We start from the raw sequence: 25,061 nt of genomic DNA, 5'->3' as shown, positions 1-25,061 counted from the left end.
TCGTCTCCGAATGCCCGCGCGGGAGGGGGTTACGCTCCATGAGAGTCCGTGTCGCAGGTGAGTCGATGCTGCCCGCGCTGCGGCCCGGCGACTGGCTCTGGGTACGGCGCGGCGCGGCCGTGCGGCCGGGGGACCTGGTCGTCGCCCGGTTGCCGTCCGATCCCGCCGTGCTCATCGTCAAGCGCGCCGCGTGGGAGGCGGACGGCGGCTGGTGGCTGGAGAGCGACAACCAGCGCGCCTCCGGCCGGCGCGACAGCTGGGACTTCGGGGCGCTGCCGCCGTCGTCGATCGTCGGCCGGGTGGTGCTGCGCTACTGGCCGGATCCCTGGCGGGCCCGGTGAGGAGCCTCCGGGTGTCTCCCGCCTACTGGACGACCTTCTGGCGGGCCCGGTAGGCGGCGACGTTGGCCCGGCTGGCGCACCGCTCCGAGCAGTAGCGGCGTGACCGGTTGGAGGAGGTGTCGAGGTAGGCCCTGCGACAGGGCGGCGCCTGGCAGAGGCCGAGCCGGTCGACGCCGAGATCGGTGATCATGGTGGCGAGTCCCATCACCGCGCCCACCGCGTACTGGTCGGCCATCCGGCCGCCCTCGGTGAGGTGCAGGTGCCAGCGCTCGCCGTCGTGACCGGAGATCTGCGGCTGGACCGGGTGGTGGATCAGCAGCGAGTTGAGCCGGTCGACCACCGCCTCCTCGTCGCCCGCCTCTGCGGTCTCGAACACGATCATCAGCTCCTCGCGCAGGTCGCGCAGGGCCTCCAGGTCGCTCCTGGTGATGCGGCAGCCGGGCCGGTAGCGGCCGCCCTCTTCCAGGAGCAGGCGCAGCCCGTCGAGGCCGGTCAGCCGGTCGGGACTGTTGATCAGTAGTACGGCCAGCTCCGCGTAGGAGGTCAGGTCCATCTGGGGATCCGTCGATGTAAGAGGCGGCATGGATTTTGAGTATTACACGATGTGGTGAGGTTAACACCGGGACGGCGAAAGTCGGCGCCTTCCCTCCACGGGCGGCAGTCTCAACATGTGGCACAATCGAGCAACGGGTGACCCCCGTACCCCCTCCAGGCGACCGTGCTCAGTGGGCAGGTCCCGAGCGGCTACCGAAGCCCGGGACATGCTTCCTCCGGCCGCCTCCGAAGGAAACATCCGTCTGTCTGACTGAACTACAGGGGTCGCTGTGGCCGTCACGCCATCCTCCATCTCCCTCGAAGCCCTCGAAGCCCTCGATCTTGACCCGGCCTTCGCCCTGCACCGCGGGGGCAAGCTGGAGGTCCGCTCCACCGTCCCGGTCCGCGACGCCGACGACCTGGCGCTCGCCTACACGCCGGGGGTGGCCAGGGTCTGCAGCGCGATCGCCGAGGAGCCCGAGCTGGCCCAGGACTACACCTGGATCTCCAACGTGGTCGCCGTCGTCTCCGACGGCACCGCCGTGCTCGGCCTCGGGGACATCGGGCCCGCCGCCGCCATGCCGGTCATGGAGGGCAAGGCCCTGCTGTTCAAGCAGTTCGCAGGCGTCGACGCGGTGCCTCTCTGCCTCGACTGCACCGACGTGGACGCGCTGGTCGAGACGGTCGTCCGGCTCGCCCCCTCCTTCGGGGGGATCAACCTCGAGGACATCAGCGCGCCCCGCTGCTTCGAGATCGAGGCGCGCCTTCGCGAGCTCCTCGACATCCCCGTCTTCCACGACGACCAGCACGGCACCGCGATCGTCACGCTGGCCGCGCTGAAGAACGCCGCGCGGCTGACCGGCCGCTCGCTGGGAGAGCTGCGCGTCGTGGTCGCCGGCGCCGGCGCCTCCGGGATCGCGGTCAGTCGGTTCCTGCTCAACGCGGGCATCGGCGACATCGCGGTGGCCGACTCCAAGGGCCTCATCCACGAGGGCCGCGTCGGGCTCAACCCGGTGAAGGAGGCCCTGGCGCGCGACAGCAACAGGGCGGGCCTGCGCGGTTCCACCGAGCAGGCGCTGGCCGGGGCCGACGTGTTCGTCGGGCTGTCGGGCTCGACGGTCTCCGAGGAGGCCATCGCGTCGATGGCCCCGGACTCGATCGTCTTCGCGCTGTCCAACCCGACGCCCGAGGTGCGTCCGGACATCGCGCGCAAGTACGCGCGCGTGGTCGCGACCGGCCGCTCCGACTTCCCCAACCAGATCAACAACGTGCTGGCCTTCCCCGGCGTCTTCCGTGGGGCGCTCGACGTCCGCGCCACCACGATCACCGAGAACATGAAGGTCGCCGCGGCCGAGGCGCTGGCCGCGGTGGTCGGCGACGACGAGCTGTCGGCCGACCGCGTGATCCCCAGCCCGTTCGACGAGCGCGTCGCCCCCGCGGTCATCGCCGCCGTCTCCGCGCAGGCCCGCGCCGACGGGGTCGCCCGCCTCTAGCGGTCACCTCCTCTGCCTCCGGTCGTCGCCTCCGTACGGCCGTTGGCGCGATCGCGCACCCCATGTCCCCTCATGCTCATCCCGTGCCCACCAGGCATGTGACCACGAACGCCCCTCGCCCGACCGGCGAGGGGCGTTCGCGCTTTCTGGAAACCCCGATATTCGTCACGGATCGTGCTATAAAAAGAGCTCTCAGTTACCTATGTGCGTAAGGTGTGCATCAGGCAGCGATGCGCGCACGACCGGACCATGCGCGCTGCCGGCACGCAGCTGGTTCTCGCGGTGAGGGGAGCTATGAGACGCGAGCCCAACCGACTACTCCAGAGGCTCATCGCCGAGGCGGGCTTCACCCACAAGGGGCTGGCCCGGCGGCTCAACGATCTCGGCGCGGCTCGCGGCCTGTCCGGTCTGAGGTACGACCACAGTTCCGTGCTGCGCTGGATCGCGGGGCAGCGGCCGAGAGACCCGGTCCCCGGGCTGCTCGCCGAGATCTTCGCGCTCCGGCTCGGCAGGGCCGTGAGTCCCGAGGATCTCGGCCTGCCGGCCGTCCTGACGCCTCTCGACCTCGGGCAGGAGTTCAACCACACGTGGCAGGAGGGAATCTCGACCGTGACAGCACTGTGGCGCGGGGACGTGGAGAGACGAAGGTTCTTACTCGACTCCACCTTCGCGATCGGGGCCGGGTCCGCCGGGGCGGTGCGCTGGCTGACCCTTCCGCTGGAGGGCCGCCCCGAGGGGCGGGGCACCCGGCGCGTCGGCATGGACGACATCGCGGCGATCCGGGAGGTCACCCGGTCCTTCGGTGAGCTGGACAACAGGTTCGGCGGCGGGAGGGTCCGCCCCGCTGTCGTGAAATATCTGGACACGGCGGTGGCGCCGCTCCTCGGTGACGGCTCGTACGCCGAGAACACCGGCAAGGCGCTGGCGTCGGCCGCCGCCGAGCTGACCCGGCTGGCCGGATGGATGGCCTACGACCTGGAGCAGCACGGCCTGGCCCAGCGCTACCTGATTCAGGCGCTGCGCCTGGCGCGCGGGGCGGGCGACCACGGGCTCGGCGGCGAGATCCTCGCCGGGATGAGTCACCAGGCCATATATATAGGACAACCCGCCCACGCGCTCGACCTGGCCAGGGCCGCCCAGCTCTCCGCCCGCCGGGCCGGGATCTTCGCCCTGCTGGCCGAGACGCACGTGCTGGAGGCCCACGCGCACGCGGCACTGGACGACCGGGAGGCGTGCGCGAGCTCCCTGCACGAGGCCGAGCTGTCCTTCGACCGGCGCCGGGCCGGCGACGAGCCCGACTGGATCTCCTACTTCGACGAGGCCTACCTGTCGGCGAAGTTCGCGCACTGCTTCCGCGACCTGGGCGACGGGCCGGGGACGGTACGGCACGCCAGGCGCTCGCTGGAGATGGACGGGCGCTACGTGCGCGGGCGGATGTTCAACCTGTCGCTGCTCTCGGCCGGGCTGCTCGCCTCGGGGGAGCTGGAGGAGGCCTGCTCCGTCGCGGTGGAGGCACTGGAGCTGGCCAAGGGCCTGGAGTCGGCCAGGACCCGGTCGTACGTCGCCGATCTGCGGCGGCGGCTGGATCCCCACGCCGCCGAGCGGCCGGTGATGGAGCTGAACGAACGGGTGGGGGAGCTCAACTCCGTCTGAGCGGATCGGGAGGTCTCGCCGGAGGCTTTCCGGTAGGAACCTGGGGCTCTTCCCCCGACGGGGATGCCCAACCGTTTCCGGTGGGGAATGGCCGTAGGGGCCCGGCAGGATCTGCCGGGCCCCTACGGGTGGAGCTGGTGGTGCTGTGAAGCTGTGAGCCTGGGGTTTGGACGCTCAGGCTCGGGTGATCGTCAGGGAGCTACTACTACTTGACGATCGAGCCGGACCACACCGCGGAGGCCTTGGTGTAGATGGCCGCGGTCTCACCGTCGAAGTACGGCGAGGTGATGGTGTCGAAGCGGCCGTTCTTGTCCTGGTCGCCGAACAGGCTGGTGACACCGTTGACGTAGCCGAGACGCTTGGCGTTGCTGTACTTGGCGAGCCAGGGGCCACCGTCGGCGCCGGGGGTGAAGGAGCTCTTGAGGCCAACGTGCTCCTCAACCTTCTCCGCGGCCGAGACGTACACCTTGCCGGAGGTCTTGCCGTAGGTCCACTTCGGCGTAACGCCGGTGTAGGCCTTGTTGCCGTCGGGGTGCGGCGCGGCCGGGTAGCCGAACACGAACACCGTCTGCTCGGGCTTCTGGTTCCAGGTGAAGCCCTGGCCACCGACGTTGTCGCCCAGGCGACCGGCGTCCTTGATGAAGCCGTCAATGACGATGAAGATCGCCTTGTAGTACTTCTTCTCGGTACCGGGCTTGACCCAGCTCTGCACGTAGTAGTGCGTGATGGTGTAGTTGCCCAGCTTGTCGACAGCCTTGGTGCCCTTGCCGGCGTAAGCGTCGTACTCGGTCTTGGTGACGCTCTCGACCTCGGGCTCGCCCAGCTTGTTGCCGTTGCCGGGGCCAACCTTGGCGGCCTTGTAGGTCGCCTCGGTGACCTCGACGCGCTCGAGCACGGCGCCGGGGTAGTTCGGGCCAACGACGTCGGCCGCGGTGTTCTTACCCTCGGACCAGCAGGCGCCCAGGTTCAGGACGCACTTCTTGTACTCCTCCTTGGAGATCTCGACCTGCTTGACTTCCTTACGACCGGTGAACTTGTCGTAGTCAGCCTTGGAGACTTCCTTGGAGGTGCCGCCACCGACCTGGATACCGTTGTACACGGTCACGAACGCGTAGTCGCGGTCGCGGTCGTTGTACACGCTGTAGTCGTAGTGGGTGTAGGCGGTCTTGCCGACGTAGATGCCCCACGGGGACTTGCCCTGGTAGTAGCCGGGGACGAAGACCCAGTTGTCCATGACGCTGGCGTTCTTCTTGTCGTCGTAGACGCAGTGACCGGCCGTGGAGACCAGGTTGCGGTACTTCGACTGGATCGAAGTGGCCGAGCACCACTTCAGGTCGCCGGCAGCGTCGACGAAGAACACCTTGCCGATGGTCTTCGGCAGGTTGATGTTCTTGACCTTCGCGGCGGTCTTCTTCTCTTCGCCGATCGGGGCCACGATGCCCGGCTTGCCGTCGGGGGTGTAGCCGCCGCCCGCGCTCAGCTTCGAGGCCGCGATGGTCTCGTGGGTGTACGCGGTCGCCTTGGCGAGGTTGTTGGTGTGACCGTTGGCCTTGAGCCAGAACTCGGCGACGTCAACCGCAGCCGGAGCGTCCTTGGCCATGGTGTCGCTGGCCCAGTCCGGAACGGCGTTGGCGGTACCGGCCAGACCAGCGGCCAGCAGACCGGTGGCCAGAACGGCGCCACCGGCGGGGAGGAGGATGCGCTTCAAGGGGAGCTCCTTGGTCTGATGTGGAACGCTTCTTGCGTCCCATGCGTCAGTAAAGGGAATGCCAGAAACATACAGGGCCGATCTTGAACACCGGAAGCCGCTTTGAGGATCAAAGACGGCCTTGATCGCGTCGATGCCATTCTGTGATGTTTGAGTACGCCTGAAGCTGTTGTGAAAGTTGATGGTCGAGCTACATGTTTACGCAGATAGGCGTAGGGTTGGTGTGAAAGTGACCGATGTGGCGTGAGTGGACCATCACGATCGGTTACCGATCATATGTGATGCAGATCACATCGACTTGATGGCACCGATTCCGGAGCGGGCACGTCTAAAGGCCCGTTAATTCGGGATCCGGGGCTTGGACGAGCCTGAGAACGTGCGGCGCGGACCCCCGAAACTAGTGCGAACGACCTCTCGTCGTCCCCCGTGCCCCGTGGGAGAGCTTGATCCTTCTGCTGCACGGGGTGGTGAGCCCCTGGCCGGAGAGAGCTGATGTCGGCTGAGAACGCGCCGGGGTGGTGCCGAAGCGAGATCGCCGCGTTCATGGCCACGAGGCAACACCGCGAGGAACGCGTGTGCGATCTCCGGACCTGATCCCCGTTCTCCGGATTCGGCCGCCAGGTTTGTTCTCCGGGCCCGGTTTTCAAAGCCGATTCCCGGAGCCGACGCCGTCGGCGCTCGCTCGGCAGGCGAATCGCCGCCACGTCGAAGGGCCCGGCAGAGTGCCGGGCCCTTCGACGTTTCCGAGAACCGACCACCGCTTTCACGGTCATCGGTGGGGAATGGCCGTAGGGGCCCGGCAGGATCTGCCGGGCCCCTACGGGTGGAGCTGGTGGTGCTGTGAAGCTGTGAGCCTGGGGTTTGGACGCTCAGGCTCGGGTGATCGTCAGGGAGCTACTACTACTTGACGATCGAGCCGGACCACACCGCGGAGGCCTTGGTGTAGATGGCCGCGGTCTCACCGTCGAAGTACGGCGAGGTGATGGTGTCGAAGCGGCCGTTCTTGTCCTGGTCGCCGAACAGGCTGGTGACACCGTTGACGTAGCCGAGACGCTTGGCGTTGCTGTACTTGGCGAGCCAGGGGCCACCGTCGGCGCCGGGGGTGAAGGAGCTCTTGAGGCCAACGTGCTCCTCAACCTTCTCCGCGGCCGAGACGTACACCTTGCCGGAGGTCTTGCCGTAGGTCCACTTCGGCGTAACGCCGGTGTAGGCCTTGTTGCCGTCGGGGTGCGGCGCGGCCGGGTAGCCGAACACGAACACCGTCTGCTCGGGCTTCTGGTTCCAGGTGAAGCCCTGGCCACCGACGTTGTCGCCCAGGCGACCGGCGTCCTTGATGAAGCCGTCAATGACGATGAAGATCGCCTTGTAGTACTTCTTCTCGGTACCGGGCTTGACCCAGCTCTGCACGTAGTAGTGCGTGATGGTGTAGTTGCCCAGCTTGTCGACAGCCTTGGTGCCCTTGCCGGCGTAAGCGTCGTACTCGGTCTTGGTGACGCTCTCGACCTCGGGCTCGCCCAGCTTGTTGCCGTTGCCGGGGCCAACCTTGGCGGCCTTGTAGGTCGCCTCGGTGACCTCGACGCGCTCGAGCACGGCGCCGGGGTAGTTCGGGCCAACGACGTCGGCCGCGGTGTTCTTACCCTCGGACCAGCAGGCGCCCAGGTTCAGGACGCACTTCTTGTACTCCTCCTTGGAGATCTCGACCTGCTTGACTTCCTTACGACCGGTGAACTTGTCGTAGTCAGCCTTGGAGACTTCCTTGGAGGTGCCGCCACCGACCTGGATACCGTTGTACACGGTCACGAACGCGTAGTCGCGGTCGCGGTCGTTGTACACGCTGTAGTCGTAGTGGGTGTAGGCGGTCTTGCCGACGTAGATGCCCCACGGGGACTTGCCCTGGTAGTAGCCGGGGACGAAGACCCAGTTGTCCATGACGCTGGCGTTCTTCTTGTCGTCGTAGACGCAGTGACCGGCCGTGGAGACCAGGTTGCGGTACTTCGACTGGATCGAAGTGGCCGAGCACCACTTCAGGTCGCCGGCAGCGTCGACGAAGAACACCTTGCCGATGGTCTTCGGCAGGTTGATGTTCTTGACCTTCGCGGCGGTCTTCTTCTCTTCGCCGATCGGGGCCACGATGCCCGGCTTGCCGTCGGGGGTGTAGCCGCCGCCCGCGCTCAGCTTCGAGGCCGCGATGGTCTCGTGGGTGTACGCGGTCGCCTTGGCGAGGTTGTTGGTGTGACCGTTGGCCTTGAGCCAGAACTCGGCGACGTCAACCGCAGCCGGAGCGTCCTTGGCCATGGTGTCGCTGGCCCAGTCCGGAACGGCGTTGGCGGTACCGGCCAGACCAGCGGCCAGCAGACCGGTGGCCAGAACGGCGCCACCGGCGGGGAGGAGGATGCGCTTCAAGGGGAGCTCCTTGGTCTGATGTGGAACGCTTCTTGCGTCCCATGCGTCAGTAAAGGGAATGCCAGAAACATACAGGGCCGATCTTGAACACCGGAAGCCGCTTTGAGGGGGAGGAAGCATGCTTGGCGGGTCGAGACCGTTTCGTGATGTTTGAAGACCCTTGATGCTGATGTTGCGATTGAGGTGAACCTAGGCTGTTTCCGCAGATAGATGGAAGCCTGGGGTGAAAGTGGCCGATGTGGCGTGTTCGGATGATCATGATGAGCTACGACTCTTATGTGATGCAGATCACATCGATTTGATGGCACCGATTTCGCGGCGGGCACGTCTAACGGCGCCCGCCCGCGACCGGGACGGCCCTCCGCGATGCCCCGTGACACGCCCTTACGGTCCCGGAAACTGGCCTTCTCGCCCCGGACAAGCCCCGTCAAAGCCCCGGAAACGGGTGCGGGACCCGGCGTCGCGCGCCGGGTCCCGCTGATGGTTCCGAAGCCGAGGGGAGTCCTTCGCTCCACGGTGTACGAATTACCTGTAGAGCTCGCCCCTCGGGCCGACGATCCTGCCGGACCACACGTTGGCGGCCTTGCGGTAGACGTCGGCGGTCTCGCCGTCGAAGTACGGCGAGGTGATGAGGTCGTAGCGGTCGTTCTGGTCCTGGTCGCCGAACAGGCTGGTGACACCGTTGACGAGGCCCAGGCGCCGGGAACTGCTGTACTGCGAGATCCAGGGGCCGCCGTCGGCGCCCGGCGTGAGGGCGCCCTTGAGACCGACGTGCTCCTCGACCTTCTCCGCGGCCGATACGTACTCCTTGCCGGAGGTCTTGCCGTACACGTACTTGGGCGTCACGCCGCTGTAGGGCTTGTTGCCGTCGGGGTGCGGGGCCTGGGGGTAGCCGAAGACGTAGACGGTCTTGCCGGTCCTCTGGTTCCAGGTGAAGCCCTGGCCGCCGACGTTGTCGCCGAGACGGCCGACGTCCTTGGAGAGCAGGATGTAGTAGTGCGAGCCACGTGACCACTTGGGCCCGGTGAACCCGCTGTACTCGCGCCTGGTGACCTGCTTGACCCCATTGAAGGCGACGCCGTTGTAGACCGTGACGAAGGCGTAGTCCTTGTCGTAGTCCTCGTAGTTGGCGAAGTCGTAGTGCGTCCACGCCGACTTGCCGACGTAGATGCCCCAAGGGGCCTTGCCCTGGTAGTAGCCGGGGACGAAGACCCACTTGTCGAGGGTGTCGCTGTTGCTGCCCGGGTCGTAGACGCAGTGCCCGGCCGTGGCGACCACGTTGCGGTACTTGCCCTGGATCGAGGTGGCCGAGCACCAGCGGTACTGGCCGTTGACGACGAAGAACACCTTGCCGATGGTCCTGGGCAGGTTGACGTTCTTGACGCGGCCGGACGGGGCCTTCTCCGAGCCGGTCGGACCGACGCTGCCGGGCCTGCCGTCGGGGGAGAAGCCGCCGCCGACCTTCATCTTCGGCGCACCGGGGTCGGGGTTGTAGACCGTCGCCTTCTTGAGGGCGGCGAAGTTGGAAGCGGCCCAGAAGTCGATGACCGAGACCGCCGAGGCGTTGTTCCTGGCCATCGGGTCGGTCGCCCAGTCGGGAGCGGCCTGAGCGGTGCCGGCCAGGGTGGTGGCCAGCAGGGCGGTGGCGGCTGCGGCGCCACCGAGGGGGAGAAGAGAGTGCTTCACGACAAAAGCTCCTTGCGCTGCAACGTTCCCGGACGGGACGTCCGGGAACTGCGGGACGACAAGCTACGAACCTATGCAGGGATCAAGGGAGCAAACACCGTATAAGGGTCTCTTAAGGATCTCTTAAGGTGACGTTATGATCGGGGCGCCTGCTGGGTCGCGGCCCAGTGATAGACGACGTAGGTCGACGCGATGAAGTACGGGGAGGAGATCCTGTCGTACTTGCGGTCGGTGTTGACGTCCCAGGCGAAGCTGTTGACGCCGTTGAGATAGCCGACGGAGTTCTTGTTGTCGTAGAAGATCAGCCACGGGCCGCCGCTCGCGCCGTTGGTGAACGGGCAGGCCAGGGCGACGCCCTGCTCGACCAGGCGGGTGGGGGCCTTCACTCTGACGGTGAGCCCGCGGCACCACTTCAGCTGCTGGCCGTTGTAGGGCCTGCTGCCGTCGGGGTGCGGGGCGGCGGGGTAGCCGAAGGCGAGGGCGGACAGGCCGGCGCCGCGGTTGGTCGCCAGGCCCTGCCCGCCGACGTTGTCCTCCAGGCTTCCGACGCTCTCCATCTCGTAGCTGCCGGACGTCTTGCCGGCCTTCCACCTGAAGCCGTCGTGCACGGTGACGAACGCGTAGTCGTAGTCGTAGTCGCCTCTGCCGACGAAGTCCTCGTGCAGGTTGAGCGAGTGGCCGACGTAGATGCCGTACGGGGTGCTGCCCTTGTCATAGCCGGGGATGAAGATCCAGTATTCGGCCGGGCTGCCCGTCTTGGCGTCGTAGGCGCAGTGCCCGGCCGTGGCGACCAGGTTGCGGTTGGTCGCCGCCACGGAGGAGGCGGAGCACCAGTAGTCCTTGGCGCCGATCCGGAAGAACACCTTGCCCACGGTCACCGGCGAGCTGCCGGAGGCCGGGGCCCGCTTCTTCGGCAGGGTGGGCTTGACGACCGGTGCGGAGCCTCCCGAGGCGGCGGAACCCTTTCCGCCGGTGGTCGCACCGGCCTCCGCGGCCATGGTCGTCGCGGCGGCGGACTCCCCGGTGGCGGACGCCGCGGCGGCCGTGGCGCTCCTGGCCGTCGCGCTTCCCGGGGTGGCCGCCGAGGAGGGCGGGCCATCGCTCTTCATCTCAGGCGCAGCCGGGACGTTGTCCATGGCCTGCTTAAGCCTCGTCGGACTCCAGTACTCCGCGATCCGCCTCATGTCGGCGCTGCTCTTGGTCAGGGTGATCGAGGTGATCCCGTTGGGCACCCCGTCCAGCGGGGTGGCCGCGGCGCTCCCGGCGAACACGGACGTCATGGTCGCACAGGCGGCGACCAGTCCGCCGAGTGTGGCCGTGATCCGCCGAGCGCGGGAGGACATGAGTGTTCCTTTCGGGGAATCGTGACGTTCGGGGAGTTACTGGAGGCGCAAGGGATGATTTTTCCAGATCAACTTAGTTTTGGGCAGTTCGTTGGACCGATCCGCTCATACTCTGTTATCTGGTCAGTGTGGCCGAAGGTGTATAAGCACCCCGTGAAGGCCAGGAAGGGCCCGGTGCGCACCGGGCCCTTCCGCGTTCACGAAGCCGGTGTCTAGGCGGGGAGCTTCCCGGTCCAGAGGTTGGCGGCGTGCTTGTAGATGCCGTACGTGTCACCGTTGAAGTACGGGGTGGTGACGCGGTCGTAGCGCTTGTTGCCGTCGCTGTCGACCGTCAGGCTCACGACACCGTTGAGGTAGCCGGTCCGCTTGCTGTTCTTGTACTGCAGCAGGAAGGGACCGCCGCTGGCGCCCGGGGTGAAGGCGCACTTGATCGCCTGCTGCTCCTCGGCCTTGTAGGCCGACACGACGGGCGCGGCGCCGGTCGTGCCGTAGCACCACTTCTGGGTGTGACCGGAGTACGGCTTGTCGCCGTCGAGGTGGGCCGAGGTCGGGTAGCCGAACGTGAAGACCTTCTTGCCCAGCTTCTGGTTCCAGCTGAAGCCCTGGCCGCCGACGTTGTCGCCCAGGCGGCCGGCCGCGGTCACGAAAGTGATGTAGTGCCGGAAGATGATGTACTTCGCCGACGACGTCTTCGCGATGTACTTCACTACGAAGTAGTACGTGATCGTGTAGTTGCCCCGCGAGTCGACCTGCTTGTGGCCGGGGCCCTTGTACGCCTCGTACTCGGTCTTGGTGACGTGCTCGACGCGGGGCTGGAGCTTGGAGCCGCTCGCGGGCCAGTCGGCCTGGTCGAGCGTCCTGCCGAGGGTGACCTTGTCGTCGTGCAGGCCGTAGACCTTGCCGGGCACCTTGTCCCAGCTGGACTTGTCGGTCTCCACCGCGACGGCGATCGCGCCCTTGTACTGCGGACCGACCTGGTCTTCCTTGTCCACACCCTCGACCTTGCCGAGGCCGCCCTTCTTCGTCCACGCGTCGTAGGTGTTCCGGTCGACCGCGGTGGCGGCCTCGCGGCCCACACCGCCCTTGTCCATGTGAGCCTTGAAGGTCTTGTAGTCGACCTCCTTCTCGGGCTGCTGCTTGATGCCGTCGTAGACGTTGACGAAGGCGTAGTCGTAGTCGTAGTCCTCGTAGACCGTGAAGTCGTCGTGGGTGTTGACCTTGGCGCCGACGTAGATGCCCCAGGGAGCCTTGCCCTGGTAGTAGCCGGGGATGAACACGAAGTTGCCGAACGGCTTGTTCGTGTCGGTGTCGTAGACGCAGTGGCCGGCGGTGGCGACCAGGTTGCGGAACTTCGACTGCACGGAGGTGCCGGAGCACCAACGCTCCTTGCCCTTGTCGTCGACGAAGAAGACCTTGCCGACGGTGATCGGGAGGTTCACGTTGCGCGACCTGCCGGCGGTCTTGCCGCCCTCGCCGGTCGGGGCGACGATGCCGGGCTTGCCGTCCGCGGCGGCCCTGGCGGCGCCGGTCTTGTTCAGCTTGGCGGAAACGGTGGAGTCGGCGAGGTAGGTCGTCGCCGACTTCAGCTTCGAGGCGGTCCAGTAGCCCGCGATGGCCTTCGCGTTACCGGAGGGGGTGAGCGCCGACGACTTGACGTCGGGATCGGCCGTGCTCGCCTGGGCGGTGGCGGGGAGAGAAGCACCGACCATGGTGGCGGCGGCGAGGACGCCGCCGAGGGGAAGGACGAGGCGCTTGGCTCGGGAGTTCAATGGAGCTCCTTCTTTGTCATGGGTCACTCGGGACGCAACCCACGCATGCGTAAAGAGACAAGAGGTGACCGTACTCGGCAAAGATGGGGTAAAAAGCTATAAATCGGGCAAGCAGCCGGACCGTTATGTTTTTGTTACTAAATCCGTGGAACCGGGAATCCTCGGAGTCCGTCTGATCTACCTGAACTTGATCGAGAGGCCCCCCGTGGGTCATGTGACCGTATGAACTGCGGAAACACCCAGGCTTGTCGGTGTCCCGCGAGGGCGTCCGAGGGCAGGCTGAGCCGGCATCCGCGTCACACGTCATCGGGGGATCTCATGCGGCGTCTTCTCTGCCTGGCCGTTGCCGGCCTCTTCCAGCTCTCGGGTACGGCCGTGGCGTCCACGGTGCCGCCTCGCGATCCCGGCCCGGGGTGGCAGGAGACGAGACCGCACCCCTACCCCGGCGACTCGGGACCGCAGGTGACGAGGCCGCTCCCGCTCCATCCGGGCGGGCCCGCCCACGTCATGCCGGGACCGGTCGAACCGTTTCCCGGCGCCAGGCCTCCGCGCAGCGCCAGGGCACTCGTGCTGAGCCTCGCGCGGGGCGACAAGCCCGTGCCCGTGGCGGGCCACGCGCTGCTGCTGTGCGACCGGCCCGGCGGCAACCACCCCGACGCGGTCCGCGCCTGCGAGGCGCTGGCCGAGGTGCGGGGCGATCCCGCCAGGCTCAGGCCGAGGACGGGTGTGGCGTGCACGCTGCAGTACGACCCGGTCACGGTGACCGCCGTCGGGATCTGGAACAACCGTTTCATCCGGTTCGAACGCACCTACGGCAGCCCGTGCGCGCTGCGGGCCGCCACCGGCACGGTCTTCGCCCTGGGAGGAGATCCCCGGCGGCCGGGATGGAACGTTCCGGACACGGTGACCGCCCTTCCCGGGCCGCCGCCCGGAACGTTCCCCGGACCGATCCGGCGGCCGGGTTCGTAGCCGTCCCCGCTTTTTCGAGAAAGGGCCCGGTCCCAGGACCGGGCCCTGCTCGCCGGCTGCTCGTTTCCTGCTCGTTCGCCGCGGCCGGCCGAATGGCCTTACGACCGGCCGCCGGCACGGGTCAGCTGGTCCAGCGGTTGGCCGCGGCCTTGTAGACCTTGTAGGTGTCGCCGTTGAAGTACGGCGAGGAGATCTTGTCGTACCGGTCGTTCTTGTCGGTGTCCCAGGCGATGCTGTTGACGCCGATCAGATAGCCGGTCCGGCTGGAGCTCTTGTACTTGTAGAGCCAGGGGCCGCCGCTCGCGCCCGAGGTGAAGGCGCACTTGAAGCCGATGTGCTCCTGGACGTTGTACTTCGGCGCGGCCGGCATGGCGCCGGTCTTGCCGTAGCACCACTTCATCGTGCGGCCGGAGAAGGGCTTGTCGCCGTCGGGGTGCAGGCCGGCCGGGTAGCCGAAGGAGAAGACCGTGTTCTTGACCTTCTGGTTCCAGGCGAAGCCCTGGCCGCCGACGTTGTCGCCGAGACGGCCGACGTTCTTGATGACCGGCTTCCACTTGTTGTCCTTGTCCTTCTCCCAGTTCACCTTGAACCCGGAGTGGACGTTGACGAAGGCGTAGTCGTAGTCGTAGTCCTCCTTCACCACGAAGTCGTCGTGCGCGTTGAACCACTTGGCCGCGTAGATGCCGTAGGGGTTCTTGCCGTCCCACGCCTGGTTGCCGTCCCAGTAGGACGGGATGAAGATCCAGTTGTCGTAGAACTGGTTGGTCTTCACGTCGTAGACGCAGTGCGCGGAGGTGGCGACCACGTTGCGGTACTTGCCCTGGACCGAACTGCCGGAGCAGTACTTCCAGCTCTTCGGGTCCGACGGGTTGGCGCCGGGCAGGGTGAAGAAGACGCGCCCGACGGTGTTGGGCAGGTTCACCTGCTTGCTCTTGGAGGACTTGGTGCCCTCCGCGCCGATCGGCGGGACCGACCCGCCGGGGCCGTCGGGGCCCGCCGCGCTGGAGGCCCTGCCGCCCTTGACGCTCAGGTCGAGGTCGCCGGTGGCGTCCGTGGCCTTGCGCATCCGCTCGGGCGACCAGAAGGAGGTGGCCTGGTTGGCCGTCTCCGAGGCCTGGGAACTGACCACGTCCTTGGGGGCCGTACCGGCGTTGGCACCGGTGGTGGCGCCGATCGCTCCAGCGATCATGAGAACGCCGGTGAGGGGGATCGTGAGGCGCCGTGCTCGGGAATTCATGAAGCTCCTTTCGTTCTCAGCGCGGAGACGGGACTTCTCCTCGCCGGGAAAACGATCGGAACGTTACTGACTGGATCAAGCGGCGGGCAGGAATTGACGGGAAAAAGTCTGAGATGGTTCCATCCGATGCTGTCTTGTTATTTAAATAGCTATTTGTTATAACTTAACGAATAGGCATTTCTGCAGCTCATCGCGGTTGTGGGGCGATCTCAGAGGCATCGCCGTCATCACCGGTAACAGCGATTACCGAGGGTTTCTCGAGCAACTTCGACACCTTTGGGATGTCGGGTGCGGTGACGTTCTCGATGCTGTTCCGCGCTGTCCCATGGTCGTTTTCCGTAAGATGGCCGCGGTGGACGAGGCGAATACCGGAACACCGGTCCCGGGACGCGGATGCCGCACCACGGATCCCGCGACGCGACCCTCGGAACACGGACACCGGAACGTCACGGGGCACCGGAGCACGGACCGCACGACCCGGACCGCACGACCCGGCCACCCGCGCGCGGGCGCCGGGACCCGGGTGCCGGAACCAGGGCGCCGGAACGCGGACGTCGCGGTGTGACGGTGCCCTCTCCCCGGGGCATCGATTCTGATTCGTGACGGTACTGACGCGGACGCCGAGACCGCCGGACCCCGAAGATGGGGCCGAGAACCGTACCTTCTGCAGGAGGCGGCCGAGGACGTGGCCGGTGGTCAGCACGACATCATCGAGGCGAGGTCCCGGAAGGGACCGTGGCCCTGGATCGGCGTCGCCGCGCTGGCGGCGCTCGTGGCGTGGAACCTGACGACGGCCCGGGAGCGGCCGGACACGATCTCGCCGTCGTTCCCCCCGCCGGTGCCCACCCGGGCCGGGACCGTCGCGGAGCAGGTCCCGAACGTGCTCCACCCGGGGTTCCGCCAGAAGGGCGGCAGGGAGATCCTCGACGTGGTCTTCCCCGACGGCTCGGCGGCGGAGGTGAGCTACCCGGCGGAGCTGGGCCTGGCCGGCCTGGGGGTCCGGCCCGCGATGTCGGGCCGGCTCGACGGCGACACCGGCCCGTACCGGCAGCTGACCGTGCCGTCAGGCGGTCCGGCGGGGGTCTCGCGAGGACAGCCGATGATCAGGCGACTGGCCGAGCGGGTCACCCTCTGGCATCCGATGAGCCCCGCGGAGGGCGAGGTGCTGCTGTTCGCGTTCGACCCGTGGTTCGTGGCGCTGCGCGACCTCAAGGACGGCATGCCCTTCGAGCAGCGCATGCTCTGGGCACGCAACCTGCGCGGCAAGGTGACCAAGGGCGGCTACCTCGTGCTCGAGGCCACGCCCCCGGTGCGGCTGGCCACGCAGGGGGAGATCCTCGACGGTGAGCCGCTGGGGCCGCAGCTGTGGTTCGGCGGGGCCAGGGAGACACTGCTGGTGCTGGCTCCGGTGCCGGGCTGTGACGTCGCGTCGATCGAGCTCTCCGTCATCGAGCAGCGGCGCCGCTTCTCCGCGGAGACCTGCCAGGACGGCGTGTACGTCGCGGCCTCGGGGGAGCGGGGACACGTCGAGAGGACCATGGCGGGCATGACCGTCAGGCGGACGGCGTAGCGGCGGCCCGTTCACCGTGATCGCCGCGCGGTTGGTGTGAGGCGCGGCCCCGTTCACCGCGCGGAGGGCGTGAGCCACGGCCCCGTACGCCGCGCGGAGCGCGTGAGGCGCGGCCCCGTACGCGGTGGTGGCCGCGCGGACGGCGTAGGGTGCGGCCATGTTCGCTGTAACCGCCACGCGGATCGATCCCGACAACCCCCTCGCCGGACTCACGCTCGGTGAGCGCCCGGAACCCGAGGTTCCCGAAGGGTGGACCACCGTCACGGTGAGGGCCGCCTCGCTCAACCACCACGACCTGTTCAGCCTGCGGGGGATAGGCCTTCGCCAGGAGCAGCTCCCGATGGTGCTCGGCACCGATGCCGCCGGGCTCGACGAGGACGGGAACGAGGTCATCGTGCACTCGGTGATCGGCAGCGGTGCCGACGAGACGCTCGACCCGAAGCGCTCGCTGCTCTCGGAGAAACACGACGGCACCTTCGCCGAGCGGGTCGTCGTGCCCCGTCGCAACCTCGTGCCCAAGCCCGCCGCGCTCAGCTTCGAGGAGGCCGCCTGCCTGCCGACGGCCTGGCTGACCGCCTACCGCATGCTGTTCGACAAGGCCGGGCTCGAGCCGGGCTCGACCGTGCTGGTCCAGGGCGCGGGCGGGGGCGTGGCCACCGCGCTGATCCTGCTGGGCCGGGCCGGGGGCTACCGGGTCTGGGCGACCAGCCGCTCGGAGAAGAAGCGGGCGCGTGCCCTGGAACTCGGCGCCGACCAGGTCTTCGAGAACGGTGCCCGGCTGCCCGAGCGGGTCGACGCGGTGATGGAGACCGTCGGCCAGGCCACCTGGGGACACTCGCTGAAGGCGCTGCGCCCCGGCGGCCGGATCGTGATCTCCGGCGCGACCAGCGGCGCCGTCCCGCCGGCCGACCTGAACCGCGTCTTCTTCCTGCAGCTGTCGGTGATCGGCTCCACCATGGGCACCCGCGACCAGCTGGGCAGGCTGGCCCGCTTCCTGGAGCAGACCGGCACTCGCCCGCTGATCGACCGCTCCCTCCCGCTGGCCGAGGCCCGCGAGGGCTTCGCGGCTATGCACGAGGGCGAGCTCTTCGGAAAGGTCGTCTTCACCCTGCCGGGATGAGCCCGGCGGGCGTCTTACGAGGCGTCGCCGGGATCACCGGAGCGCGTCGCGGATGCGGCGGGCCGCGTCGTACAGGGCGTCCTGGGCGGTCGCCAGGGTCTCCTCGCTGACCTGCGCGGCCGCCGCGTCCCTGCGGACCTCCTCGACGAACTCGGCCAGCATCTGCCCGAGCCGGGCGTCTCCGGCGCGTGAGCCCTCGCCGGTGAAGCCGTTCGCCCAGACGCGCTTCCACTCGTCCTTCCACTCGTCGGTCTGGCGCTGCCACTCGTGCTTCTGGCGCTGCCACTCCGTCTTCTGCTCGCGCCAGGCCTTGCGCGCGTCCTGCTCGGACCCCTGGCGCACGTCGCGCGCCATCTGGGTGAGCTCCTCGCGCAGCGACTTGACCGTGTCGCGCACGTCCTCCTTGACCTCGCGGGCGATGTCGCGGACGGAGTCGGAGATCTCCTGCTCCAGGTCGGCGAGCTCGTCGAGCCGCTCGTTGAGCTCGTCGCGGCCCCGGTCGCTGATGGTGAAGACCTTCTTGCCGTCCACCACCTCGTGGGTGACCAGGCCCTCCTCCTCCAGGCGGGCCAGGCGCGGGTAGATCGTGCCGGGGGAGGGAGAGTAGACGCCGAGGAAACGATCCTGGAGCAGCCGGATCACCTCGTAGCCGTGGCGCGGGCTCTCCTCCAGCAGCTTCAGGAGATAGAGCCGGAGCCTTCCGTGGCCGAAGACCGGGCTCATGCCTGGACCCCCTTCAGAAGAGTGACGTCGGCGGAGACGGTGTTGGCCGTCAGCGACGCCATGCCGCCACCGATCCGGCCGCCCAGCGTCTTCGCGCCGGGCTGGGCGGAGTGGTCGAGTTCGGGGAAGGCGGCGTCGAGCCTGCCCGAGTTGGAACGGATCTTGACGTCGGTCTCGACCGTGTGCGGGAGCCGGAGCACGATGTCGCCGGAGACGCTGTTCATCGTGACGTGGCCGGTCGGCGGGAGCTCCAGGTCGGCGGTGATCCGGCCGGAGACGGTGGTGACGCTCAACCGCCGGGGCGTGCCCTGGGCGACGGTGAGATCGCCGGAGACGCTCTTGAACGACAGGTCGCCGACCAGGCCGCGGCTCTCCACGTCGCCGGAGACGGTGTCGGCGTTGATCTCGCCGCTCACCCCGTCGAGCACGATCCCGCCCGAGACGCTCCTGACCGAGGTGCGGCCCTCGAACCCGGTGACGACCGCGGACGCGGAGACGACCCCCACGTTGACCGGGCAGTCCTTCGGCACGGTCAGCGCGAGCGTGGCCCGGCGGCGGCCGGGGCGCAGCCAGCCCAGCAGGCCGTCCCAGGTGAGATCCCTGTAGGTGACGGTGAGCGTGCCGTCGTCGTCGTGGGTGACGAGCAGCGGGGGGCTGTCGATCTCGGTGACCTCGAGCCTGGAAGGGCCGTCGCTGGCCAGCACCGCCAGCTTCCCCGCCACGATGCGCACGTTGAGTTTCCTGACGGAGTCGAAGGTGAGCTGCTCCGGCTTCTCTATCGTCCATTGCCGCATGTACGTGACCTCCTTGTACTGAACACGATATGTCGCGTTGTCCGGAGGGTCAAGATATATCTCGTTTTTCTCAGTCGTCCTCGTCGTCCAGCCGGGCCAGCCAGGTGGCCAGCCGTTCCACCGGCGTCTCGAAGTCGGGGTTCAGGTCGACGAACTCGCGCAGCCGCTCGGCCAGCCACACGACGGTGACCTCCTCCTCGCCCCGGCGCGCGACGAGTTCCTCGATGCCCCGGTCGGTGAAGTACATCGCGTTCTCCCTCAATGACACTGATGACGCTGTGGTCGTGCTCGCGACCTCGTGATGACGCTCGCGACAAACGGGGAAGTCCCCCGCAGAGGCTCCTGCGGGGGACTTCCGTGGTGACGCCTGCGGCGGACCGGCCTGGGCCGGTCGCCTAGTTGAAGATCTCGCCCAGCATCTGCTGCAGCTCCGCCTCGTGGGTGGAGTGCGAGCCGGTCGCCGGCGAGGAGTTGGCCTTGCGGGAGACCCGCTTGATCGAACGCCCGCCGAAGACCCCCGGGTTCTCGGCCATCTTGAGCGCCAGGAACGGCCACGGACCCATGTTGAGCGGCTCGTCCTGCGCCCACACCAGCTCGATGTCGGCGGCGTAGCGACTCAGCTCGGCCTCCAGCGGGTCGGCGGGGAACGGGTAGAGGCGCTCGAGGCGGATGATCGCCACGTCGTTGCGGCCCTGCTTGTCGCGGGCCGCCGCCAGGTCGTAGTAGAGCTTGCCGGAGACCAGCACGACCTTGCGGACGCCGGCCGGGGGAGCCGTGGTGTCGCCCAGCACCGGCTGGAACGACCCCGAGGTGAAGTCGCTGACCGCCGAGATCGCCGCCTTGTGCCGCAGCAGCGACTTGGGCGTGAACACCACCAGCGGGCGGTGCCGGTTCGACAGCGTCTGCCAGCGCAGCAGGTGGAAGTAGTTGGCCGGCAGCGTGGGCTGCGCCACGGTCATGTTGTCCTGGGCGCACATCTGCAGGAAGCGCTCGATGCGGGCCGAGGAGTGGTCGGGCCCCTGCCCCTCGTAGCCGTGCGGCAGCAGCAGGGTGACGCCGGAGCGCTGGCCCCACTTCTGCTCGCCCGACGTGAGGTACTCGTCGATGATCGACTGGGCGCCGTTGACGAAGTCGCCGAACTGCGCCTCCCAGGCGACCAGCGCCTCGGGCCGCTCCACGCTGTAGCCGTACTCGAAGCCGAGCGCGGCGTACTCGCTCAGCAGGGAGTCGTAGACGTAGAACTTCGTGGTGCCCTGGTTGAACGTCTTGAGCGGGGTGTGCTCCTCGCCCGTGACGCGGTCGACCAGCACGGCGTGCCGCTGGGTGAACGTGCCGCGCCGCGAGTCCTGGCCGACGAGGCGGACCGGGTGGCCGTCGATCAGCAGCGACCCGAAGGCCAGGGTCTCGCCCATGCCCCAGTCGATGTGGTCCTCGGCGACCATCTGCCCGCGGCGCTGCAGCACCGGCAGCAGGCGCGGGTGGACGGTGAAGCCCTCGGGCATGTTGAGCTGGGTCTCCACGATCCGCTTGACGGTCTCCTCGGAGACGGCCGTCTTGACGTCCTCGTGCGACCAGGGGACGTTCTCCATGTCCACCGGGCGGGAGAACTCGCCCGTCGGGTCCTTGGCCGCCGCGCGGGTCTCGGCGAAGGCGTTCTCCAGCTTGGCCTGGTAGTCGCGGAGCGCGCCCTCGGCCTCCTCCACCGTGATGTCGCCCCGGCCGATCAGCGCCTCGGTGTAGAGCTTGCGGGTGGAGCGCTTGGCGTCGATCAGGTCGTACATCAGCGGCTGGGTGAAGCCCGGGTTGTCGGCCTCGTTGTGCCCCCGGCGCCGGTAGCAGATGAGGTCGATCACCACGTCCTTGCGGAACGCCTGGCGGTACTCGAACGCCAGCTTGCCGACCCGGACCACGGCCTCGGGGTCGTCGCCGTTGACGTGGAAGATCGGGGCCTGGATCATCCGGGCCACGTCGGTGGCGTACACGCTGGAGCGCGAGCTGGCCGGGCTGGTGGTGAAGCCGACCTGGTTGTTGACCACGATGTGCACGGTGCCGCCGGTGCGGTAGCCCCGCAGCTGCGACAGGTTGAGCGTCTCGGCCACCACGCCCTGGCCCGCGAAGGCCGCGTCGCCGTGCACGAGCACCGGCAGGACGGTGAAGCCCTCCTCGCCGCGCTCCAGGAGGTCCTGCTTGGCGCGGACCACGCCCTCCAGGACCGGGTCGACCGTCTCCAGGTGGGAGGGGTTGGCCACGACCGAGGTCTTGAGCTTGGAGCCGTCGGGCGAGACGAAGTCGCCGCTGGCGCCCAGGTGGTACTTCACGTCGCCGGAGCCGTGGGCGCTGCGCGGGTCGATGTTGCCCTCGAACTCGCCGAAGATCTGCCCGTACGACTTGCCGACGATGTTGGCCAGCACGTTGAGGCGGCCGCGGTGGGCCATGCCGACCACGGCCTCGTCGAGCCGCTCCTCGGCCGCGGCGCTCAGCACCGAGTCGAGCAGCGGGATCAGCGACTCGCCGCCCTCCAGCGAGAAGCGCTTCTGCCCGACGAACTTCGTCTGCAGGAACGTCTCGAACGCCTCGGCGGTGTTCAGCCGCTCCAGGACGCGCAACTGCTCCTCGCGGTCGGGCTTGGCGTGCGGCCGCTCGATGCGGGCCTGGATCCAGGCCCGCTCCTCGGGGTTCTGCATGTGCATGTACTCGACGCCGATGGTGCGGCAGTAGGAGTCGCGCAGCACGCCGAGGATGTCGCGCAGCTTCATCAGGGGCCGGCCGCCGAAGCCGCCGGTGGCGAACTCGCGCTCCAGGTCCCACAGGGTGAGGCCGTGCGACTTGATGTCGAGGTCGGGGTGCTTGCGCTGCTTGTACTCCAGCGGGTCGGTGTCGGCCATGAGGTGGCCGCGGACCCGGAAGGCGTGGATCAGCTCGATGACCCGGGCCGACTTCGCCACGTCGTCGTCGTGGGTGGTCGAGATGTCCTGGACCCAGCGGATGGGCTCGTACGGGATCCGGAGGGCCTCGAAGATCTCGTCGTAGAAGCCGTCCTCGCCGAGCAGCAGCCGGTGGACCTGCCGCAGGAAGTCGCCCGACTGGGCGCCCTGGATGATGCGGTGGTCGTAGGTGCTGGTGATCGTCATCACCTTGCTCACCGCGAGGCGGGAGAGCGTGTCGGGGGAGGCCCCCTGGTACTCGGCGGGGTACTCCATCGCGCCGACGCCGATGATCGTGCCCTGCCCCGGCATCAGGCGCGGCACCGAGTGCACGGTGCCGATGGTGCCCGGGTTGGTCAGCGAGATCGTCGTGCCGCTGAAGTCGTCGACGCCCAGCTTGCCCGCCCTGGCCTTGCGCACGACCTCTTCGTACGCGACCCAGAACTGGCGGAAGTCCATCCCCTCGGTCGCCTTGATCGACGGGACCAGGAGCTGGCGGGTGCCGTCGCTCTTGGCGACGTCGATGGCCAGGCCCAGGTTGACGTGCTCGGGCTTGACCAGCACCGGCTTGCCGTCGACCTCGGCGTAGGAGTGGTTCATCTCCGGCAGGACCTTGAGGGCCTTGATCACCGCGTAGCCGATGAGATGCGTGAACGACACCTTGCCGCCGCGACCGCGCGACAGGTGGTTGTTGATCACGATCCGGTTGTCGATGAGCAGCTTCGCCGGGACCGCGCGCACGCTGGTCGCCGTGGGCACGACGAGGCTGGCCTCCATGTTGGCCGCTGTCCTGGCGGCGGCGCCGCGTAGTCGGACTTCCTCGGCACCGGCGGCGGCGGGCAACTGCGTCTCCTGCTTGGGTTGGGCCGCCGGGGCGGGCTTGGCCGCCGCCGGCGCTGGGGTCGTCGCCGCGGGGGCCGGGGTGGCCTGAGCCGCAGCCGGGGTGGCCGAGGGCGCAGCGGGGGTCGGTGGAGCGGGCGCGGCGGTGGCCGCCCCCGGGGGTGCGGCACGGCCGGACCCCGAATCAGGGCTGTAGTCGGCAAAGAAGTTCCACCAGGCCCGGTCGACCGACTCGGGGTCCTGGAGGTACTTCTGGTACAGCTCGTCGACAAGCCATTCGTTCTGACCAAAGGCTGCCAGCGGGTTTGTCCGCGACGACTCAGACGACACGGCGGAAATCGCCCTCTTCCGCAGATCGGCGTTGATGATAGAGAACCTGTCCAAGGCTACTCGCCTCGGCTCGGACCTGCGCCAGTCTGACGACAGCTTCCTTGCCGATCCTCTCAGCATGGGTTAAAACGGTCAGCCACCGGGTAACTGTTTACCCGCTCAGGCGCTGGTCAGCCCGATGTGGCAGGCATGATCAGCCCGGCCAGACCAGCCGGGACTCCACGCGTATCCCCGGGGTGACATCTTCGAGCAACCCGGCCAGCTCGTCCCCGGCCGCGCGCAGTTCCTCCGAGGACAGGGGGGCGAGCCGCTCCAGCAGGAACAGCGCGTCCGTCGTCTCCTCGGTGATCCGGGTGCGGACGCACTGCCGCCAGTTCCAGCGGCGGCAGGTGACGCCCCTGTCGTCGCGCCAGACGACCTCGCCGGCCTCCGGGTGGTCGATCGCGGGCTCGCCCTTCTCGACGATCTCGAACGGCTCGTCGCCGCTCGCGCGCACCAGCCTCGCCGTCCCCTCGTAGCGGGCCAGGTCCTCCCCGCCGATCGGCAGGCCGTGCCTGATGCTGATCGCGTTGTAGGCGTCGACCACCCGGTTGATCTCCGGCGGCGGCATCCGCCTGACCAGCGCGTCCACCGACGGCCTGGTCCGCTGCGGCTTCGCCCCGAACCCCCGGTAGGCCTCCCGCCACGCCTCGACCTTCGGATCGTCGACGGCCACGGCCTTCTCCGCCGCCTCCGCCAGCCAGGCCCGTGACCTGTCGTCCGTGGGCCCGTTGCGCAGCCCGTACACCCCCATCACCAGCACCCCGAAGTCGGGCCTGAGCATGCTGACGGCGGGGTCCACCCGGATGTCCTCGATCACGCCCCCAGTTTAGGGCGCCCACCGCCCTCGTCCCCCGGGAGCGGCGTCAGGCGGCCGCGTGGGGGGTGAAGGTGACGTTCAGGTCGGCGTCCAGCGCTTTCGCCAGGCGCCGGAGCAGTGCCAGCGTCGGGGTGACCCCCCCTGTTTCCAGGCGGGACACCTGCGGTTGGGTCATCCCGGCCCGCTCGGCCAGCTCGGCTTGCGAGAGGCCGAGTTCCGTCCGGCGGTTGTAGACCTGCTGCCCCAGAAGCAACGCCTCGCGGGCCTCCTGGTAGGCGTCGGCCCGGCGCTCGGCGCCCGTCCGCTCCCACGTGCTGTGAGCCATGCCCCACTCAGTCCTTCCAGACGCGGTCGTAGACCTCCGAGGCGACCACATGAAGATTCTCACATTCGACCTGTGCTCGACGAGCGCGTTCAACCTGACCGGTCTCCCTGCGGCGTGTCTTGGTGAAGACGGTGAGAAGGACGACGCGTCGGCGGGGAGCGAGCCAGTAGGTGATCCTGACCTGACGGCGCGTGAGCGAGAGGCGCAGCTCACGCACTTTGCCGCCAAGGTGCTTGGAGTACGGCTCGTCGAGCGTCTCGGCCTGTTCGGAGAGGAGATCGGCCAGGGCTTCGACCTTCACGTAGTCGCGCTCGGACAGCGACTCAAGCCAAGATCGGATCTCAGGCTCGATCTCGATGACATATAGCCTCACGGAGCGTGAGGCTATATGTCATCGATTATATAATCCGCGATACGCTGAGATCGGTAACCGCAGGTCA

General features: G+C 68.1%; 20 protein-coding genes. 6 read left to right on the top strand and 14 right to left on the bottom strand.

Going from position 1 to position 25,061, the window contains the following annotated elements; translation table 11 throughout:
• Positions 1 to 38 precede the first annotated feature (38 nt).
• Positions 39 to 341 carry a nickel-type superoxide dismutase maturation protease gene (sodX, locus tag ACTOQ1_RS38295; protein WP_440073009.1) on the top strand — a complete coding sequence of 101 codons (303 nt, stop codon included), beginning with the start codon at positions 39 to 41 and terminating at the stop codon, positions 339 to 341.
• A 22-nt stretch (positions 342 to 363) separates the two neighbouring features.
• On the opposite strand, the gene ACTOQ1_RS38290 is transcribed toward sodX, so the two are convergent.
• Positions 364 to 894, bottom strand: a complete 531-nt coding sequence (locus ACTOQ1_RS38290) for a CGNR zinc finger domain-containing protein (RefSeq protein WP_362697777.1) — start codon at positions 892 to 894, stop codon at positions 364 to 366.
• 271 nt (positions 895 to 1,165) lie between these two features.
• Between ACTOQ1_RS38290 and ACTOQ1_RS38285 the strand changes: the two genes are divergently transcribed.
• Together ACTOQ1_RS38285 and ACTOQ1_RS38280 are read left to right on the top strand one after the other, a co-directional pair.
• Entirely contained in the window at positions 1,166 to 2,368 is a 1,203-nt protein-coding gene (locus ACTOQ1_RS38285; protein ID WP_440073008.1) for an NAD(P)-dependent malic enzyme, read from the top strand.
• 294 nt (positions 2,369 to 2,662) lie between these two features.
• Positions 2,663 to 4,021 carry a hypothetical protein gene (locus tag ACTOQ1_RS38280; RefSeq protein ID WP_440073007.1) on the top strand — a complete coding sequence of 453 codons (1,359 nt, stop codon included), beginning with the start codon at positions 2,663 to 2,665 and terminating at the stop codon, positions 4,019 to 4,021.
• A 205-nt stretch (positions 4,022 to 4,226) separates the two neighbouring features.
• Here the strand turns inward: ACTOQ1_RS38280 and ACTOQ1_RS38275 are convergent, their stop codons facing one another.
• The 5 genes from ACTOQ1_RS38275 to ACTOQ1_RS38255 all read right to left on the bottom strand — a co-directional run bounded on the left by ACTOQ1_RS38275 (position 4,227) and on the right by ACTOQ1_RS38255 (position 12,930).
• Positions 4,227 to 5,729, bottom strand: coding sequence for a hypothetical protein (locus tag ACTOQ1_RS38275; protein WP_440073006.1), 1,503 nt, complete (start codon positions 5,727 to 5,729; stop codon positions 4,227 to 4,229).
• A gap of 900 nt (positions 5,730 to 6,629) precedes the next feature.
• Positions 6,630 to 8,132 carry a hypothetical protein gene (locus ACTOQ1_RS38270; protein ID WP_440073006.1) on the bottom strand — a complete coding sequence of 501 codons (1,503 nt, stop codon included), beginning with the start codon at positions 8,130 to 8,132 and terminating at the stop codon, positions 6,630 to 6,632.
• A 525-nt stretch (positions 8,133 to 8,657) separates the two neighbouring features.
• Entirely contained in the window at positions 8,658 to 9,818 is a 1,161-nt protein-coding gene (locus ACTOQ1_RS38265; RefSeq protein ID WP_440073005.1) for a trypsin-like serine peptidase, read from the bottom strand.
• A gap of 134 nt (positions 9,819 to 9,952) precedes the next feature.
• Positions 9,953 to 11,161, bottom strand: coding sequence for a trypsin-like serine peptidase (locus tag ACTOQ1_RS38260; protein ID WP_440073004.1), 1,209 nt, complete (start codon positions 11,159 to 11,161; stop codon positions 9,953 to 9,955).
• A gap of 212 nt (positions 11,162 to 11,373) precedes the next feature.
• Positions 11,374 to 12,930 (bottom strand): hypothetical protein, encoded by a 1,557-nt coding sequence (locus tag ACTOQ1_RS38255; protein ID WP_440073003.1) that lies wholly within the window; start codon positions 12,928 to 12,930, stop codon positions 11,374 to 11,376.
• A gap of 318 nt (positions 12,931 to 13,248) precedes the next feature.
• On the opposite strand from ACTOQ1_RS38255, the gene ACTOQ1_RS38250 reads away from it, so the two are divergent.
• The gene (locus ACTOQ1_RS38250; protein WP_440073002.1) at positions 13,249 to 13,899 is read left to right on the top strand and encodes an SSI family serine proteinase inhibitor; all 651 of its coding nucleotides are present in this window, start codon (positions 13,249 to 13,251) and stop codon (positions 13,897 to 13,899) included.
• Positions 13,900 to 14,020: 121 nt separating this feature from the next.
• On the opposite strand, the gene ACTOQ1_RS38245 is transcribed toward ACTOQ1_RS38250, so the two are convergent.
• A complete protein-coding gene (locus ACTOQ1_RS38245) occupies positions 14,021 to 15,136 on the bottom strand; it encodes a trypsin-like serine peptidase (RefSeq protein ID WP_440073001.1) in 1,116 nt (371 codons plus the stop codon).
• A 685-nt stretch (positions 15,137 to 15,821) separates the two neighbouring features.
• Here ACTOQ1_RS38245 and ACTOQ1_RS38240 point away from each other — a divergent pair.
• Positions 15,822 to 16,706 (top strand): hypothetical protein, encoded by an 885-nt coding sequence (locus ACTOQ1_RS38240; protein ID WP_440073000.1) that lies wholly within the window; start codon positions 15,822 to 15,824, stop codon positions 16,704 to 16,706.
• A gap of 157 nt (positions 16,707 to 16,863) precedes the next feature.
• Positions 16,864 to 17,826 (top strand): zinc-binding dehydrogenase, encoded by a 963-nt coding sequence (locus ACTOQ1_RS38235; protein ID WP_440072999.1) that lies wholly within the window; start codon positions 16,864 to 16,866, stop codon positions 17,824 to 17,826.
• A gap of 33 nt (positions 17,827 to 17,859) precedes the next feature.
• Here ACTOQ1_RS38235 and ACTOQ1_RS38230 read toward each other — a convergent pair whose 3' ends face one another.
• The 7 genes from ACTOQ1_RS38230 to ACTOQ1_RS38200 all read right to left on the bottom strand — a co-directional run bounded on the left by ACTOQ1_RS38230 (position 17,860) and on the right by ACTOQ1_RS38200 (position 24,994).
• Positions 17,860 to 18,549: a helix-turn-helix transcriptional regulator gene (locus tag ACTOQ1_RS38230; protein WP_440072998.1), complete on the bottom strand. Its 690-nt coding sequence runs from the start codon at positions 18,547 to 18,549 to the stop codon at positions 17,860 to 17,862.
• Positions 18,546 to 19,343: a DUF4097 family beta strand repeat-containing protein gene (locus ACTOQ1_RS38225; protein WP_440072997.1), complete on the bottom strand. Its 798-nt coding sequence runs from the start codon at positions 19,341 to 19,343 to the stop codon at positions 18,546 to 18,548. Before ACTOQ1_RS38225 ends, ACTOQ1_RS38230 begins: the two co-directional genes overlap by 4 nt.
• Positions 19,344 to 19,413: 70 nt before the next feature.
• Positions 19,414 to 19,590, bottom strand: a complete 177-nt coding sequence (locus ACTOQ1_RS38220) for a DUF6104 family protein (protein ID WP_329094229.1) — start codon at positions 19,588 to 19,590, stop codon at positions 19,414 to 19,416.
• Positions 19,591 to 19,738: 148 nt separating this feature from the next.
• A complete protein-coding gene (locus ACTOQ1_RS38215; protein WP_440072996.1) occupies positions 19,739 to 23,437 on the bottom strand; it encodes a multifunctional oxoglutarate decarboxylase/oxoglutarate dehydrogenase thiamine pyrophosphate-binding subunit/dihydrolipoyllysine-residue succinyltransferase subunit in 3,699 nt (1,232 codons plus the stop codon).
• A gap of 193 nt (positions 23,438 to 23,630) precedes the next feature.
• Complete coding sequence (locus ACTOQ1_RS38210; RefSeq protein WP_440072995.1) at positions 23,631 to 24,296, bottom strand: B3/B4 domain-containing protein; 666 nt, start codon at positions 24,294 to 24,296, stop codon at positions 23,631 to 23,633.
• Between the two features lie 46 nt (positions 24,297 to 24,342).
• On the bottom strand, positions 24,343 to 24,621 hold the full coding sequence (locus tag ACTOQ1_RS38205; protein WP_362846078.1) for a helix-turn-helix domain-containing protein: 279 nt from the start codon (positions 24,619 to 24,621) through the stop codon (positions 24,343 to 24,345).
• 7 nt (positions 24,622 to 24,628) lie between these two features.
• Positions 24,629 to 24,994, bottom strand: coding sequence for a type II toxin-antitoxin system RelE/ParE family toxin (locus ACTOQ1_RS38200; RefSeq protein ID WP_440072993.1), 366 nt, complete (start codon positions 24,992 to 24,994; stop codon positions 24,629 to 24,631).
• Between the last annotated feature and the right edge of the window lie 67 nt (positions 24,995 to 25,061).

The organism is Streptosporangium sp. OZ121, from assembly GCF_051918885.1.
Taxonomy (GTDB): Bacteria; Actinomycetota; Actinomycetes; order Streptosporangiales; family Streptosporangiaceae; genus Streptosporangium.
The sequence above is the reverse complement of the archived record's forward strand: the minus strand, read 5'-3'. Positions and strand labels throughout refer to the sequence as shown.